14 protein-coding genes and 1 pseudogene are annotated in these 16,295 nt (G+C 34.3%); 11 read left to right on the forward strand and 4 right to left on the reverse strand.

Features of this window, described 5'->3' with window-relative positions; all coding sequences use genetic code 11:
* Nucleotides 1–90: 90 nt before the first annotated feature.
* The 7 genes and pseudogenes from ES676_RS00780 to ES676_RS00805 all read left to right on the forward strand — a co-directional run bounded on the left by ES676_RS00780 (nucleotide 91) and on the right by ES676_RS00805 (nucleotide 9,541).
* Complete coding sequence (locus tag ES676_RS00780; protein WP_246130264.1) at nucleotides 91–1,971, forward strand: OstA-like protein; 1,881 nt, start codon at nucleotides 91–93, stop codon at nucleotides 1,969–1,971.
* Nucleotides 1,972–3,162, forward strand: coding sequence for an aspartate aminotransferase family protein (locus ES676_RS00785; RefSeq protein ID WP_148368127.1), 1,191 nt, complete (start codon nucleotides 1,972–1,974; stop codon nucleotides 3,160–3,162).
* A 147-nt stretch (nucleotides 3,163–3,309) separates the two neighbouring features.
* Nucleotides 3,310–4,695: a tetratricopeptide repeat protein gene (locus tag ES676_RS00790; RefSeq protein WP_148368128.1), complete on the forward strand. Its 1,386-nt coding sequence runs from the start codon at nucleotides 3,310–3,312 to the stop codon at nucleotides 4,693–4,695.
* Nucleotides 4,696–4,749: 54 nt separating this feature from the next.
* Nucleotides 4,750–5,757 (forward strand): undecaprenyl phosphate translocase family protein, encoded by a 1,008-nt coding sequence (locus tag ES676_RS00795; RefSeq protein WP_148368129.1) that lies wholly within the window; start codon nucleotides 4,750–4,752, stop codon nucleotides 5,755–5,757.
* Nucleotides 5,758–6,768: pseudogene (locus ES676_RS15015) on the forward strand (DUF368 domain-containing protein); the annotation flags it as partial.
* Nucleotides 6,769–6,774: 6 nt separating this feature from the next.
* Complete coding sequence (locus ES676_RS15020) at nucleotides 6,775–7,506, forward strand: shikimate dehydrogenase family protein (protein ID WP_246130274.1); 732 nt, start codon at nucleotides 6,775–6,777, stop codon at nucleotides 7,504–7,506.
* Between the two features lie 109 nt (nucleotides 7,507–7,615).
* Entirely contained in the window at nucleotides 7,616–9,541 is a 1,926-nt protein-coding gene (locus ES676_RS00805) for a DUF349 domain-containing protein (protein WP_148368131.1), read from the forward strand.
* Nucleotides 9,542–9,876: 335 nt separating this feature from the next.
* On the opposite strand, the gene mazG is transcribed toward ES676_RS00805, so the two are convergent.
* From mazG to ruvX, 4 genes are all read right to left on the reverse strand, one after another.
* Nucleotides 9,877–10,650 carry a nucleoside triphosphate pyrophosphohydrolase gene (gene mazG / locus ES676_RS00810; protein ID WP_148368132.1) on the reverse strand — a complete coding sequence of 258 codons (774 nt, stop codon included), beginning with the start codon at nucleotides 10,648–10,650 and terminating at the stop codon, nucleotides 9,877–9,879.
* 96 nt (nucleotides 10,651–10,746) lie between these two features.
* Nucleotides 10,747–11,166, reverse strand: a complete 420-nt coding sequence (locus tag ES676_RS00815) for a DUF5606 family protein (RefSeq protein WP_148368133.1) — start codon at nucleotides 11,164–11,166, stop codon at nucleotides 10,747–10,749.
* Between the two features lie 57 nt (nucleotides 11,167–11,223).
* Nucleotides 11,224–11,814 (reverse strand): peptide deformylase, encoded by a 591-nt coding sequence (def, locus tag ES676_RS00820; RefSeq protein ID WP_148368134.1) that lies wholly within the window; start codon nucleotides 11,812–11,814, stop codon nucleotides 11,224–11,226.
* A gap of 81 nt (nucleotides 11,815–11,895) precedes the next feature.
* A complete protein-coding gene (ruvX, locus tag ES676_RS00825; protein WP_148368135.1) occupies nucleotides 11,896–12,306 on the reverse strand; it encodes a Holliday junction resolvase RuvX in 411 nt (136 codons plus the stop codon).
* A gap of 224 nt (nucleotides 12,307–12,530) precedes the next feature.
* On the opposite strand from ruvX, the gene ES676_RS00830 reads away from it, so the two are divergent.
* The 4 genes from ES676_RS00830 (at nucleotide 12,531) to ES676_RS00845 (ending at nucleotide 16,294) form a co-directional block, all read left to right on the forward strand.
* Entirely contained in the window at nucleotides 12,531–13,346 is an 816-nt protein-coding gene (locus tag ES676_RS00830; RefSeq protein ID WP_148368136.1) for a 2,3,4,5-tetrahydropyridine-2,6-dicarboxylate N-succinyltransferase, read from the forward strand.
* A gap of 61 nt (nucleotides 13,347–13,407) precedes the next feature.
* A complete protein-coding gene (locus ES676_RS00835; protein WP_148368137.1) occupies nucleotides 13,408–14,454 on the forward strand; it encodes a glycosyltransferase family 9 protein in 1,047 nt (348 codons plus the stop codon).
* Nucleotides 14,454–15,542: a UDP-N-acetylglucosamine 2-epimerase gene (locus ES676_RS00840; protein WP_148368138.1), complete on the forward strand. Its 1,089-nt coding sequence runs from the start codon at nucleotides 14,454–14,456 to the stop codon at nucleotides 15,540–15,542. The genes ES676_RS00835 and ES676_RS00840 overlap by 1 nt, the downstream gene beginning before the upstream one ends.
* Entirely contained in the window at nucleotides 15,539–16,294 is a 756-nt protein-coding gene (locus ES676_RS00845; protein ID WP_148368139.1) for a glycosyltransferase family 2 protein, read from the forward strand. The genes ES676_RS00840 and ES676_RS00845 overlap by 4 nt, the downstream gene beginning before the upstream one ends.
* Nucleotide 16,295 lies beyond the last annotated feature (1 nt).

The following is a 16,295-nucleotide window of genomic DNA, read 5'->3' on the forward strand; positions in this document are numbered from 1 at the left end:
CAAATCTTTGCAGGTTTTTTTTGTATTAAATTCCTCCTAATACCTCCTCACAAATTATAATTATCGTTATTTTTGTTTAAACTCATTATTGTGAAGATTAATAAAACACACTATATTTTACTCCTTATTTTATGCTTTTCAGTTGGACTAATTCACGCCCAAGAACGAAAAAGTATAGAAATAAAAAACTCTGGTGCTTTTGGTGAAAAAGATGAAAAGAATTTTCCCGGCGCTAGTATTTTAACACGAAGCGACCAAGGTCAAGTTCACGTTTATCACGATGGTATCGATATGTGGTGCGATCAAGCCGTGTTTTACGGAAAAGAAAACTTTATTGAAGCCTATGGAAACGTATTGATGAAACAAGGTGACACCATCCAAATGGTGGCTAAATACGCAGAATATAGTGGTAAAACGAGATTAGCATATGCCAAAGGTGAAGTTGTTTTAACCGAGCCAAGTTCGGTTTTAACTACCGATAAACTCTATTTCGATCGTGCGAAACAAGAAGCTTATTATAACGAAAATGGTAAAGTTGTAAGAGATTCTTCGGGCGTTATTACGAGTACTGTGGGGCGTTATTATATGAATGACAAAAAATACAGGTTTTTAAACACTGTAAAATTAGTAAATCCCGAATATGTATTAACAACAAATCAATTAGATTTTTATTCTGAAACTGGTCACGCCTATATGTACGGCCCGTCGACTATTGTTGGGGAAACGAGCACTATTTATTGCGAACGCGGATTTTATAATACTAGCGACGACACGGGGTACTTTATTAAAAATTCTAAAATAGATTACGATTTTCGTGAGGTTAAAGGCGATAGCATATATTTTGATAGAAAACGCGATTTCGCTTCAGCTTCAAATAATATAAAAATCACTGACACTATTAATAACAGTATTATAAAAGGTCATTATGCCGAAGTTTTTAAATCTAAAGATTCCACATTCATTACCAAACGTGCGTTAGCAATTTCATTACAAGAAAAAGACTCTATTTATATCCACGCCGATACGTTAATGATTACGGGTAAAGAAGATAATAGAATTACGCGTGCTTTTAGAAATGCGAAAATTTATAAATCAGATTTAAGTGCAAAATCCGATTCTATTCATGTGAATCATCACTCGGGATTAACGAAATTGATCAACCTTTCAAAATTGAAGAGCAAAGATGCATTTGCTGTGAAACGTCGACCAATTCTATGGAATTTAGGGAACCAATTAACCGGAGATACCATTCATTTAAAATCGAATGTAGAGACAGAAAAATTAGATTCTCTTATCGTTTTTGAAAATGCTTTCCTTATTAGTAAGGATACGTTAAGTAAAGAGGGGTACAGCCAAATTGCAGGGAAGCGTTTAATTGGACAGTTTAGCGATCAGAATCAACTAAAAAATGTAAATATTTATAAAAATGCCGAATCTATTTTTTATGTTAGAAATGAAGATAATGCTTTGGTAGGTATAGATGTTGGGCGATCGGCAAATATTGAAATAATTTTTAATGTTGGAGATATTGAAGAATACAGACGACTAATTAACCCTGAAGCCAAAACCTATCCTGAAAACGAATTACCCGAAACCTCAAGACGATTGAAGGGTTTCGATTGGCGAGAAGACGAACGCCCCTTAAGTGTTGCGGATTTATTTAGAGACGACCCGCCTTTAAATCTACCCATTATTAAAGGATTAGATCCTTTTGTTCCTGAAGAAGAATTTTTCGATGAAGATTTATTAAATCGCGTAGAACTAGCGGATGAAGAAAGCCGGCCGAAGACGCGATATTTAGATAAAAAACTAGAAAAAAAAACAGGAAAGGCATCACGCCAAATTCCGAAATCTTTCTTAAAAGATTCGCTAATACAAGCGATGCCTAATGCTACTTTAAAGAGAACACCCATTAAAAAACAAAAAAAAGACTTAAATCCTACATTTAAGAAACCCCTTGCTCCTAAATAAATGAAGAACGATTTTTTTCAGTATCAAGCGCAAACATCACCGCACCCTTTAGCAATTGAAATTTCACATGCCGAAGGTTCTTATATTTACGATACTAATAACAAAGCTTATTTAGATTTTGTTGCAGGCGTTTCTGCTTGTAGTTTAGGCCACAGACACCCCCGCGTTGTTGCCGCTATAAAACAGCAATTAGACAGCTATTTACATGTTATGGTCTATGGCGAATACATCCAGAAAACAACGGTAGACCTATGCAAATTACTAGCTAAACATCTGCCTAAATCACTGGAGAAAACCTATTTGGTAAACTCGGGCACAGAAGCCATTGAAGGGGCTATTAAATTAGCACGTCGAGCTACAAAACGTCAAGAGATAATTTCTGCACATAATGCTTACCACGGTAATACTTTGGGATCTTTAAGTTTAATGGATTTTGAAGAACGCAAGGCGCCATTTAGACCACTTTTACCAGAAGTAAATCATATTCGGTTTAATAATGAAAAGGACATCCAGCTTATTACAGAAAAAACAGCTGGTGTTATTTTAGAAACGATTCAAGGTGGTGCCGGTTTTATCGTGCCTGTAAACAATTATTTAACTAAGGTAAAACAGCGTTGCGAAGACGTTGGTGCTTTGCTTATTTTAGACGAAATACAACCCGGAATTGGGCGCACAGGCACCCTCTTTGGTTTCGAGAATTACAATTGTATCCCAGATGTTCTAGTTACTGGAAAAGGTCTTGGCGGCGGTATGCCCATTGGTGCTTTTACAGCATCAACTAAATTAATGGATACGCTTTCCAACACCCCAAAAATGGGACATATTACAACCTTTGGTGGTCACCCCATAATTGCCGCCTCTGCCCTAGCCACCCTGCAAGAAATTACAGAGAGTGACGTAATGGCAGAGGCTTTAAAAAAAGAAGTTTTATTTCGCAAGCACCTTCAACATCCTTTAATTACAGAGGTAAGAGGCAAAGGTTTAATGTTGGCAGCGCTAACGCCTTCCGCAGACATTACCACCAAACTTGTTTTGGAAGCACATAACGAAGGTCTTATTCTGTTTTGGTTACTTTTTGAAACTAAAGCTGTACGGATAACGCCTCCGTTAACCATTTCAAACGACGAAATCATTAAAGGCTGTGGCATTATTATTGCTGTCCTTAATAAAATACAAAAGCGTTTGCAATAATATAACCTTTTATAAATCAAAGTAGAACACCCAAAGCGAACATCATTTTTAAGGATGTTCATTACTTTGTTAAAAACATTTGCGTAAAAGACGCTTTAAACTACAATTGAGCGTTACATTTATTACTAGAATGGTAAACTATGACCTATGGAATTTAGCCAAGAAGAGAATAATAAAATACCGTTATCGAGATTTGAGTCTATGTTGAAAACAAATAATGTTTTGTTTTTTGATTCGAATGAGTTCGAAAATATAATTCACCACTATCTTAACCAAGGAAAAGTTGCTTTAGCAAAAAAAGCGATTAAACTTGGTTTAGAGCAGCACCCCACTTCTGTTAATTTAAAATTATTTAAAACGGAGGTTTTTATTTTCGAAAACGAACTAGATAAAGCAAATAACTTGCTTGATCAATTATATGTTTTAGAGCCTTCAAACGAAGAGATTTATATTCAGAAAGCCAATGTGCTCTCTAAAGAAAATAATCATCAAAAAGCAATTAATGTGCTCAAAAAGGCACTGACTTTAACCGATGACGCCGCCGATTTATATTCATTGATCGGTATGGAGTATCTTTTTCTAGATCAGTTTGAGAATGCCAGAGATCATTTTATGAAATGCCTAGAAGCCGATCCTGAAGATTACTCAGCATTATATAACGTTATTTATTGTTTTGACTTTTTAGAGCAAAGTGATGAAGCGATTGATTATTTAAATCTCTATTTAGAAACAAACCCTTATTGCGAAGTGGCATGGCATCAATTAGGTAAGCAATACGCGTCGTTAAAGGAATATGAGAAAGCATTAAGAGCGTTTGATTTTGCCATAATTTCTGACGATACTTTTGTTGGTGCTTACATAGAAAAAGGTCGCGTTTTAGAACGTTTAAAGCGTTTTAATGAAGCAATTGAGAATTATACCATAACGCTAACCTTAGAGGATCCTACATCGTTTGCACTATTGCGAATTGCTAACTGTTACGAGAAGCTAGGCGAAAAAAAATTAGCCGTTCAATATTATTTTAAAACAGTACATGAAGATCCTTTATTAGATAAAGGATGGATTGCTATTACGAAGTTTTATTGCAAATTAAAAAACTATCAAAAAGCATTATATTACATTAATAAGGCTATTAATTTAGACATGGAGAATGTAAATTATTGGAAGTTGTATGCGAAAATAAATTACCGTTTAAACTTTTTAGAAGAAGCTGAAATTGGTTATAAACGCGCTATAGAACTTGGTAATTATGAATTAGACACGTGGCTACAACGTTCAGATTTACTTAAAATGTTAGGGGAACCCGAAGCGGCAACCTTTAATTTACTCCAGGCTGGTCAGTTTTACCCTGAAAACGCAGAAATAGAGTTTAGATTAGCTGGTTTATATTTTTCACTGTTAGAATTTGAAAAATCAAGTTACCACTTAAATAACGCAATGCGTTTTGATGCGGATCAAATTATTATTTTAGAGGAACTTTTCCCTGATATATACCAGTCTATTGAGGTTAAGAACCTACTAAAAAAACGGTAATATCATAATCGGATACTTTAATTTACATACCTTTGATCGAGTTAAAATTAAAAAATGCAAAGACGATTATCCGATTATTTTATTATAGCGCTTAAAGGCGTAGCAATGGGAGCAGCCGACGCTGTGCCTGGGGTTTCTGGAGGTACCATAGCTTTTATTTCTGGTATTTACGAAGAATTAATTACGACGATTAGTAACATAAATCTATCGTTATTTAAAACACTTAAAAATCACGGTTTTAAAGCGTTTTGGAAACAGGCCAACGGTAACTTTATTTTAGCCCTATTAACAGGAATTATTATTAGTTTTATCTCCTTTATGCGATTGGCTAAGTATTTAATCGAGTACCATCCGGTGCTCATTTGGTCTTTCTTTTTTGGTTTAATAGTGGTGAGCATTTACTTTGTTGGTAAACAAATAACGCAATGGAAAGCCACTACTTTTGCGGCCTTAATAATTGGCGCAATCTCTGCTTACTATATTACTGGCTTACCCGCACTTGCCGGAAACAGCCATCCTTTATACTTATTATTTGCTGGAGCTATTGCCATCTGCGCCATGATTTTACCAGGTATTTCAGGATCTTTTATCCTTGTTATTTTAGGTGCTTATAAAACGTTAAGTGATGCTTTTCACGATTTCAATCTTAAAAAAATTGGTCTATTTGCTTTAGGTGCCGTTATTGGTTTATTAAGTTTTAGTCGTATTTTAAAATGGTTATTTAACAATTATAAAAACACAACGTTAGCTGTGCTAACTGGTTTTATTTTTGGTTCACTTAATAAAGTGTGGCCTTGGAAAAAAACAATGACCGTTATGGCCGACCAATCTGGTGAAGTTGTCTATTTCAGTACAGTTTCAAACCTTGGAACGTTGTCCGTGTTGCAAAAGAGTACCGATGATTTTGAGTCTTACAAAACCATTATTGAAAACAGCGTTTTTCCTATTGAATATTCAGAAATTAATAATCATATAGATCCACAAACTTTACCAGCAATAGGATTCATGATTGCCGGTTTTTTAACTATCTTCATTCTAGAAAAAATCGGTACAAGAGAATAAATGGAGAATACTAGAACCTTTTCAGATAAGTTTTTTCTAGTCTTAAAAGGGCTAGTTATGGGCGCCGCCAATAAAGTTCCTGGTGTCTCTGGTGGAGTGGTCGCGTTTGTTGCTGGTTTTTACGAAGAGTTTATCTATTCGCTACAGAAGGTGAATGGTAAAGCCTTTAAACTTCTAGTTTCGGGCCGATTTAAATCGTTTTACACTTACGTTAATGGCCGCTTTTTAGGTCTTCTGTTTTCAGGAATGATAATCAGTTATTTTAGCATTTCGAAATTATTAGATTATCTTATAAAGCATTACGAGCTCTATGTTTGGAGTGTGTTCTTCGGAATGATAATCGCTTCCATCTACTCTATTGGTAAAGAATTTAAAGATTGGAAAATAACAACCTATTTGGCATTGTGCATAGGTACTCTCATAGGGATAAGTATTAGTTTTTTAGACCCTGCGACCGAAAATGACAATCTATTATTCGTGTTTTTCTGTGGTATTATTAGCGTGTCAGGGATGACACTTCCCGGTTTTTCAGGCTCCTTTATATTAATTCTATTAGGCAATTATGTTTTGCTTCTTGTAGACTCCGTAAACGCCCTATTTGATACTTTCTACGAGATTTTTAGTGGCGATTTCAGTTTTACAAGTAACCTAGAACGTATTAAAATGCTTAAGGTATTAGCTGTTTTTACTTTGGGCTCCGTAGTGGGGTTGGTCACTTTTTCTCATATTCTAAACTATATTTTAAAACATTATAAGAGCATTAGTTTGGCCTCTATTTTAGGATTTATTGTTGGCTCTTTAGGCGTTGTTTGGCCATGGAAAAACACCGATTTTAAAACAGATGATGCGGGAGTCTTAATGCAAGACACTAACGGTAAACATATTATTGAAAACTACGAACGCTATTTACCGGCACTGAATACCGAGTCAGCCATCGCCGTTTCGTATGTTATTCTAGGTATTATTATTGTTTTGGCGTTAGAGTACTATGGTCATAAAACTAGACAATCTAAACGTATATTTGGGTTAGTAGGAAAAAACATAGACTACTCCTTCTCTAGGACTTATTTTAAAAATAAATTTAAAGTTGAAGCTTTACGCGATGCTTCGTATGTAAACTTTGACATTGCAACTATTAGCGCCTTTGAAAACTCTGTAAAATTAACACCACATTTAAAAGGCTTGAATGTTACTATTCCGTACAAAGAAACGATTATTCCTTACTTGGATGCGTTGAGTCCCGATGCACAGCGTATTGGTGCTGTTAACACTATTAAAATTGATAAAAGCGGAAAATATATTGGTCATAACACCGATTTTTACGGCTTTAAAAAAGTATTGCAACCCTATTTGCAAACAGCACATTCTAAAGCGCTAATTTTTGGTACTGGAGGTGCAAGTAAGGCGGTTGCATTTGCTTTAGAAGAGCTTGGTATTAGCTATCAATTAGTGTCCAGATTAGCTTCAAATAGCGCTACATTAACTTACAAGACACTTTCCGAAGAAGACATTAAAAGCCATTTAATACTCATCAATTGCACACCTTTAGGCACGCATCCAAATACCGATGTTTGTCCAGATATTCCTTATAATAGCATCACAAAAACACATGTTTTATTCGATTTAATCTATAATCCGGAGAAAACAAAATTTTTGGCCTTAGGAGAAAAGCAAAACGCCACAATTATTAACGGTTTAAAAATGTTAGAATATCAAGCCGAAAAGGCGTGGGAGATTTGGAATACATAAACCTACATTAAAAAGTCTTTAATATTAATTACTTAGCCCTTTGTAAATACTGAACTTTTAGTATCTTTAAAGTCTAAAATATTATGTGATAACCCTTAACATTTTAAAAATGTCAGAGCAAGATAACCTGCAAAATGCAGATGGAAAAGAAGAAAATACAGACCAATTAGAGTCTCGTAATACCGTTGAATCTCAACAAGAAAACAACAACGAAAACGCTGTAAATGAAACAGATGTAGACGATGTTCTAAATGAAATCGATGCTTCCAATGCAGAAGATGCAGAAGATGTAGACAATAGTGAAAGGCATTCTATCGAATTGAAAGATTACCCAGAACTATCGTTAGACGAATTGGTTATCGAACTTGAGAACTTGCTTAAAAACCACAAAGTTCAAGCTATAAAAACACAGGTTGAAGGCATTAAAAGCGAATTTAATGACCAATTCAACACGTTATTAGAAGAAAAGAAAGAGGAATTTATTAGCCAAGGTGGCAACATAATAGATTTTAAATATTCTACACCCATAAAACGGGCTTTTAACGACGCTTATAAAGAGTACAGATCTCGCACTAGTGCTTATTATAATGGGCTTGAAAAAAACTTAAAAACTAATTTATCGACGCGTTTAGAAATTATTGAAGAGATTAAAGCATTAACTGACGATGCTGAAACTTCTATGAATTCTAAGTATAAAGCGTTTAAAGACTTACAAGACCGTTGGAAAACCGCTGGGCCAATTCCTAGAGACAAATACAATAATGCTTGGAATAGCTACCACTTTAATGTAGAGCGTTTTTACGAGTTATTACATTTAGATCGCGATTTACGCGATAAGGATTTCGAACATAATCTTATTCAGAAAATAAAAATTATAGATCGAGCTGAAGAATTAGCTACAGACGATAATACCAATCGCTCATTTAGAGAGTTGCAGGTTTTACATAAGTTATGGAAAGAGGATTTAGGTCCTGTAGCCAAAGAACATCGCGATTTAATCTGGGATCGTTTCAAACAAGCTACTAAAGTTATTAACGATAAACGTCAGGCTTATTACGACAAGCAAGATGAAGTATACGAGAAAAACCTTGTTGAAAAAGAAGAAATAATCACTAAAATTGAAGCCCTTTCTACTCAGGAAGTAAAATCGCATAGCGAATGGCAAAATAAAATTAAAGAAGTTGAAGTCTTAAGAAATGCCTTTTTTAAAGCAGGTAAAGTGCCTATTAAAGTTAATGAAGCCACGTGGACTAAGTTTAAAGAAGCGGTACGTGCTTTTAACAGAAATAAAAATGCATTTTACAAAAGCCTAAAGAAAGATCAATTTGATAATTTAAGTCAAAAACAAGCTTTAATTAAAATTGCCGAAGACAATAAAGACACTGAGGATTTCGATACGGTTACGCCACTAATGAAGAAAATTCAAGGCGACTGGAAACGTATTGGCCACGTACCAAGAAAAGACAGCGATAAAATCTGGAAACAGTTTAAAGCCGCTTGCAATCATTATTTTGACAGAGTTCATCATTTAAGAAATGCAGCAAGTGCAGAAGAAGAACAAGCACTTACTGAGAAAGAAGCTCTTTTAAACGAAGTTAAAAATGTTGAATTAAAAGGCATCCAAAAAGAAGATTTAACCACAATAACCGGTTATATCTCTCAATGGAAAAATATTGGTCGCGTTCCTGGTAAAAAACGTAAAATTGAAAATGACTTTAACGCTGTGTTAGATGGTTTATTCAATCATTTAGATATGAATAAAAAAGAAGTTGAAATGCTGAAATTTGAAAATAAACTTCAAGATTTATCGTCGGCTGAAGATTCTAGATTTTTAGACAATGAGCGTTCTTTTATTAGAAAAAAGGTAGATGAAATTAAATCTGAAATTATTCAGTTGGAAAACAATTTACAATTCTTTAATAACCCCGATAAAACGAATCCTCTGGTAAAATCGGTTTACGATAATATCAAAAAGCAAAAAGATGCTTTAGAAATTTGGAAATCAAAACTTAGAAAAATAAAAGACTTATACTAAATATAATACTTAGTTTAACTTATAAAGACTCACTCTGTGGGTCTTTTTTTATGTTTCACAATTAGAAACTATTTAGTTAATAATTTCAATTCTTACAATTGAGGTTACAAAACGTTATAAAAAATCAAATCCTGCTTATCTAAAACGACAAGCAGGATTTTGACTCCTAACTAAACTAACCAATTATTTCTTATATAAGAATAAGAGATAATATATCTATAAAAATGACATCTTAAAAGTTTATGCTATTAACCAATTATTTACCTATGAAAGATGATGTCATTTAATACTATATACGCAGCAAAAACAATTTTGGATTTTTTAGGCCAAAAAAATTAAAGTTTTTTGGCTTCTTCCCAAAACACATCCATTTCTGCAAGTGTCATATCCTTCAATTCTTTGCCTAATTCTTTCGCTTTCCGCTCTAAATACTCAAAGCGCGATTTAAACTTTTTGTTGGTGCGTTCGAGTGCGTTTTCCGGGTTAATTTTTAAAAATCTAGCATAATTAACTAAAGAAAATAAAACATCTCCAAATTCGCTTTCCATAGCGTCTGTATCGTTTTTAGCTATCTCGACTTTAAACTCCTCCAGCTCCTCCTCTACTTTTTCCCAAACTTGTTCTGGTCGTTCCCAATCGAAACCTACACCCGCCACTTTATCTTGTATTCGTGTTGCTTTTACCAAAGCTGGCAAGCTCTTCGGAACCCCCTCTAACACACTATTTTTACCCTCTTTTAATTTTAAATTTTCCCAATTACGCTTTACTTCGTCTTCATCTTTTACGGTAACATCGCCATAAATATGCGGGTGACGGTAAATTAATTTATCACAAATACTGTTGCAAACATCGCCAATATCAAAACTATTCTTTTCGCTTCCTATTTTAGAATAGAATACCAAATGTAATAGTACATCTCCCAATTCTTTTTTTACTTCCTCTAAATCGTTATCTAAAATAGCATCTCCTAATTCGTAGGTTTCCTCGATGGTTAGCGGTCTTAGGCTTTCCATAGTTTGTTTTTTGTCCCAAGGACATTGCGCTCTTAGCTCGTCCATAATTGTTAATAAACGATCGAATGCTTGTAATTGATTGGCTCTAGAATTCATAAAAATAAAGTTTTTGCAAAAGTACAACTAATAATAAAGTAGAAACAAAAAATCCAGCAAATTGCTGGATTTTTAAACGTTTTAAAAGGAGAGAATCTATTCTTCTTCGTCAGCCGTAACTGCTTCTTCTTCAAAATTCAATAAGTCATTTTTTTGTAGCATATTATACCATTGCATCACTTTTTTAATGTCGCTAGCATACACACGATCTTCATCGTAATCTGGCAATACTTCGAAGAAATACTCTTCTAATTTATCTTTACTTTCTTTATGGCTCACGCTCGTTTGTGCACCATTTTCTTTGTCTTTAATTTTATTAAGCACCTCTTTTAACGGTACCTCTGCTGTTAAAGTATAAATAGCGATTTCACTTAACACACTAACGTTTTGTTGTATTCCAACCGATATACGACGGTTATCGATTAATGATTCTGCTACAAAACCGCCTCTAGTTTGTGCGACTAACTTATATAATCCTGGCTTTCCAGAAACTGCTAAAATTTTATCTAATCCCATAGTCTATTATTTTTAAAGATTGCAAATATGAAGTGTTCGTCTCTTATTTACAAATTTTTATCGTTTCTTTTTCATATTTGGAAAACGCATACGGTAATCCACATTAATTTTCCCTTTTGAAATATTGAGTAATTTACTTTTTATAAGGCGTTTTTTTAATGACGACAACCTGTCGGTAAATAAAACACCCTCGATATGATCGTACTCGTGTTGAAATACACGCGCTGCCAATCCTGATAATTCTAAAGTATGCGGTTTAAAGTCTTCGTCTACATATTCCACTTTAATATTTGGTTTTCTAAACACATCTTCTCGAACGTCTGGAATACTTAAACACCCTTCGTTAAAAGCCCATTCGTCTCCAGATTCCTCTAAGATTACTGGGTTTATAAAGGTGTGTTTAAAACTTTCTAGAAATTTACGCTCCTCTTCTTCTAAAACCTCGTCGTCTGCAAAGGGTGAAGCGTCTACCAAAAACATACGTATTGGTAAACCTACTTGTGGCGCCGCTAGGCCAACACCGAATGCACCGTGCATAGTTTCTTCCATATTCGCTATTACCTCATTTAAATTAGCGTAATCTTCTGCGATTTCTTTTGCTTTTTGTTTCAAAACTGGATCGCCATAAGCGACTATTGGTAGTACCATTACTTATAAATTTTAATATCTTATTCTATTTTTTTACTATATTTTCATCCCTTATCATCTCGATTGTCTTTGGGTCTCTTTTTACTTGTTATACAAGTAACTTTGTAAGATAATGGTGGCGCTAATTTCGTCTAATAACGCTTTATTCTGACGTTTTTTTTTCTTTAATCCACTATCGATTAAGGTCTGTACTGCCATTTTCGAAGTGAAACGCTCATCGATACGTTTTATTGGAATTTCAGGAAAAAAGGTGCGTAATTGACTAACAAAAGGTGCTATTAAAATTTCACTCTCGCTGGCTTCGTTATTCATTTGTTTAGGTTCGCCCACTAAAAATAATTCTACACTATTCTTTTTTGTATAGTCTTTTAAAAAATCAATGAGCTCTTTGGTAGGCACAGTGGTTAATCCCGAAGCGATAATTTGCAGATCGTCGGTAACCGCTAAGCCTGTTCGTACCTTTCCATAATCTATTGCTAGAATTTGAGCCATTTTGTATTTTTTTATGCAAATTTAAGGTTTATATCCTTATTAGATTAATTATTGCGCCAAATTTAAATGTAGTGGTTATATTTGCGTGAAGGATTGTAGTGGCATCCTTTTTAATTTTAACAAAAATTAAAAAGATATAACGAAAAGCCTGACCTTTAGGGCACGCCCAAAGTATTCAAAACGCCTTGCACTCCCCTTTTTACAGATTTACAAAATTATTTATAATGAAAGATTTACAACAAATTATAGAAAATGCTTGGAACGACCGCGCATTATTAAACGACAAACAAACCACCGATGCGATTAGAAAAGTGGTGCAATTACTAGACGACGGCGCGTTACGTGTCGCGGAACCTACAGATTCTGGGTGGCAGGTTAACAAATGGGTGAAAAAAGCTGTGGTATTGTATTTTCCGATACAGAAAATGGAAACAATGGAGGCTGGAATTTTCGAATATCATGATAAAATCCCGTTAAAAAGAGGCTATGCCGAAAAAGGCATTCGTGTGGTACCAAACGCGATTGCGAGACACGGCGCCTATATTTCGGCGGGTGTGATTTTAATGCCGAGTTACGTAAATATTGGTGCGTATGTCGATGAGGGTACGATGGTAGATACGTGGGCCACGGTGGGAAGTTGTGCCCAGATTGGCAAAAATGTTCACCTTTCGGGCGGTGTTGGTATTGGCGGAGTTTTAGAACCTTTACAAGCGGCGCCGGTAATTATTGAAGATGGTGCTTTTATTGGTTCGCGCTGTATTGTTGTGGAAGGCGTTCGTGTGGAAAAAGAAGCCGTTTTAGGTGCTAATGTAGTCCTAACGATGAGCACAAAAATTATAGATGTTACGGGAGATGAGCCCGTGGAAACGAAAGGCCTTGTGCCGGCACGTTCTGTGGTAATTCCTGGTAGTTATACCAAAAAATTTCCAGCAGGGGAGTTTCAAGTACCTTGTGCTTTAATTATTGGAAAACGTAAGGAGAGTACAAATAAAAAAACCTCTTTAAATGATGCTTTACGTGAGTATAATGTGGCGGTTTAGAGATTTTTATAATATTAAATTTAGTATTTAAATCTTAGTAATGAGATTTTAAATTGGACGTATGAAAATTTTAGTTATACAGCAAAAAATGATTGGCGATGTGCTTACTACAAGTATATTGTTGGAATCGTTACGTAAAAGATATCCTGCTGCCGAACTGCATTATCTTATTAATTCGCATACTCTGGCCGTTGTAGACAACAACCCCTTTATCGATAAATTTATTTTTGTTACACCCAATATCGAAGCGTCTAAAATTGATTTTTATAAATTTTTAAAAACAATTAAAGCTGAAGACTATGATATTACCATTGATGCTTATGGAAAATTAAGCAGTACTCTTATTTCTTATTTCTCTAAAGCTAAAATGAGGATTGCTTACTATAAAAAATATACTGCGTTTTTACTTACACACCCTATTGAAAGAATTCAAACACCAAAACACCACAGCAGCTTAGCTCTAGAAAATCGCTTCAGGCTACTAGAACCTTTAAATATAAGTTTTAAGGACATACAACCACAAATATATTTAAAACCTGATGAAATTGAAGGAGCAAAAACACTATTAGCGGCATCTGGTATAGATTTGGAAAAGCCTTTATTTATGATCAGTGTTTTGGGCAGTAATGCTACAAAAACGTATCCTTTTAAATATATGGCTACCCTTTTAAATACGATTGCACATACAGTCGAAAATGCGCAAATACTCTTTAATTATATACCAAGCCAAAGGGTACAAGCTGAAGCCATTTACAAGAACTGCTTACCTGAAACTAAAGCACATATTTTTTTAGATGTCTATGGCAAAAGTTTAAGAGAATTTTTAGCAATTACAAGCCTATGTACTACTTTAATAGGCAATGAAGGTGGTGCCAACAATATGGCCAAAGCTTTATCTTTACCAACATTTACCATCTTTTCACCTTATTTAAATAAGAAGAATTGGTTTGGAGATAATGAAACAAAACAACATATCGCCGTCCACCTTTCTGATTATATAGCCTATGATATTAGTTTAGCAAAAAAGCAACCGCGAGAGTATTATTTAAAATTTAAACCTAATTTTATATCTGAGAAGCTTATTTCATTTTTAAAAATCAATATCTAATGCATTATAAATTTCTAATATACATATCGCACAGCTACTCAGTACCTATTGGTTTGCCTTTAGAAAAAGAGATTATAAAAAGAGGTTATAAAGTACAATGGTTTAGCGACATTAAAGAAGGGCACGTTGCTTTACATAGTAAAGAAAATGTATTAGAAAATATTAAAGACGTAATCGCTTATGAACCACATATTGTTTTAACGGCTACAAACGAGGTCCCCGATTTTATTAGTGGGATTAAAGTTCAGATTTTTCATGGGTTTCTTACCTATAAAAGACCTGAAAAGAAAAACGGAGATGCGCATTTTAGAATTCGAGGGTTTTTCGATTTATACTGTACGCAAGGGCCATCGACAACAACAGGTTTTAAACGGCAACAGAAACAAAATCCTTCTTTTGAAGTTATAGAAACGGGCTGGGCTAAGGTAGATCCTTTGTTTCCGTTGGAAGACGTTAGTACCACTAGTGATTTACCAACTATTTTTATAGCCTCCACCTTTACCCCGCGCTTAAGCTTGGCTTACAACGCTGCTGTTTTTAACGAAATTAAGAAGTTATCGAGCACTGGGCAATTTAAATTTATGATGGTTTTACACCCAAAACTTCCTGAGGATATTAAGCAAAAATGGCATGCGTTAAATAATGAACACTTTCAATATTATGACACGACAGACCTTGTGCCTTTATTTAAAAAAGCGGATATTATGTTTGCTGATACAACCTCGGCAATTCAAGAATTTTTATTACAAAAAAAACCCGTAGTTACTTTTAACCATACGTTTAATCATAATTATTTAATTAATATTAGTGAAGCATCTCAAATTAAAGAGAGTTTTAAAACGGCCCTCGCAAAACCTCAAAATTTAATTAAAAATATTGCTACTTTTGTTGCGGAATTGCACCCGTATTACGATGGAAAATCCTCAGAAAGAATTGTAGATACCACCATAGAATTCCTGCATAAAGACAAAAGCTATTTAAAAAGAAAGCCCTTAAATTTAATTAGAAAATACAAAATTAGAAAACGTTTAAACTATTTCACTTTTAAGAGTTATTCTAAACCTTATACTAAAAAGCGTAACCTGTGATTAAATTAACTGCTATTATACCCACTAAAAATGAGATCCACAATATTGAGGCGGTCCTTGCTACAGTTGGTTTTGCTGATGAAATTTTAGTAATTGATAGTTATAGCACAGATGGTACTTTTGAAAAAGCGCAAAGTCTTGCAACAACTGTTTTACAACGTAAATTCGATGCCTATAGTGCACAAAAAAACTATGCTATTTCTCAGGCAAAACACGAATGGATTCTTCTTGTTGATGCCGATGAGAGGGTCACTCCAGAATTGCAACAGGAAATACTTTCAGTTTTAAGTTTAAATAACATACCTCACGAGGCTTACAATATAAAACGTATTAATCATTTTATGGGTCAACGCGTGCAGTATAGCGGTTGGCGCAACGATAGTGTGATTAGACTATTTAAAAGAGATTTTTGTAAGTATAATAATAAACAAGTACATGAATCTCTACTCGTAAATGGCTCTACAGGCGTATTAAAGCAAAAGTTTTTACATTATTCTTACCGTAGTTTTAATCTTTATATGGAAAAGATGAATCACTACGCCACTTTACAAGCTAAAGATTACGATAAAAAAACTGGAAAGCTAACACCCTATCATTTTGTGGTAAAACCCTTTTGGGGATTTTTTAAACACTATATTGTTCAAAGTGGTTTTAGGGATGGTTTAGTTGGTTTTACTATTGGTAATGTACAAGCTTATGTTGTATTTATGAGATATGTAAAGCTTTGGTTATTACGCAAAGGAAGAGATTAAA

Origin of the sequence: Bizionia saleffrena (genome assembly GCF_008086175.1) — a bacterium.
Lineage (GTDB): Bacteria > Bacteroidota > Bacteroidia > Flavobacteriales > Flavobacteriaceae > Bizionia > Bizionia saleffrena.

What these genes read in the sequence shown, in the direction of transcription:
- def (WP_148368134.1), bottom strand. Translation starts at nt 11,814, where the DNA reads ATGGTACTACCAATAGTCGCTTATGGCGATCCAGTTTTGAAACAAAAA.
- ES676_RS00795 (WP_148368129.1), top strand. Translation starts at nt 4,750, where the DNA reads ATGCAAAGACGATTATCCGATTATTTTATTATAGCGCTTAAAGGCGTA.
- ES676_RS00830 (WP_148368136.1), top strand. Translation starts at nt 12,531, where the DNA reads ATGAAAGATTTACAACAAATTATAGAAAATGCTTGGAACGACCGCGCA.
- ES676_RS00785 (WP_148368127.1), top strand. Translation starts at nt 1,972, where the DNA reads ATGAAGAACGATTTTTTTCAGTATCAAGCGCAAACATCACCGCACCCT.
- ES676_RS00815 (WP_148368133.1), bottom strand. Translation starts at nt 11,166, where the DNA reads ATGGGATTAGATAAAATTTTAGCAGTTTCTGGAAAGCCAGGATTATAT.
- ruvX (WP_148368135.1), bottom strand. Translation starts at nt 12,306, where the DNA reads ATGGCTCAAATTCTAGCAATAGATTATGGAAAGGTACGAACAGGCTTA.
- ES676_RS00835 (WP_148368137.1), top strand. Translation starts at nt 13,408, where the DNA reads ATGAAAATTTTAGTTATACAGCAAAAAATGATTGGCGATGTGCTTACT.
- ES676_RS00805 (WP_148368131.1), top strand. Translation starts at nt 7,616, where the DNA reads ATGTCAGAGCAAGATAACCTGCAAAATGCAGATGGAAAAGAAGAAAAT.
- ES676_RS00840 (WP_148368138.1), top strand. Translation starts at nt 14,454, where the DNA reads ATGCATTATAAATTTCTAATATACATATCGCACAGCTACTCAGTACCT.
- ES676_RS00790 (WP_148368128.1), top strand. Translation starts at nt 3,310, where the DNA reads ATGGAATTTAGCCAAGAAGAGAATAATAAAATACCGTTATCGAGATTT.
- mazG (WP_148368132.1), bottom strand. Translation starts at nt 10,650, where the DNA reads ATGAATTCTAGAGCCAATCAATTACAAGCATTCGATCGTTTATTAACA.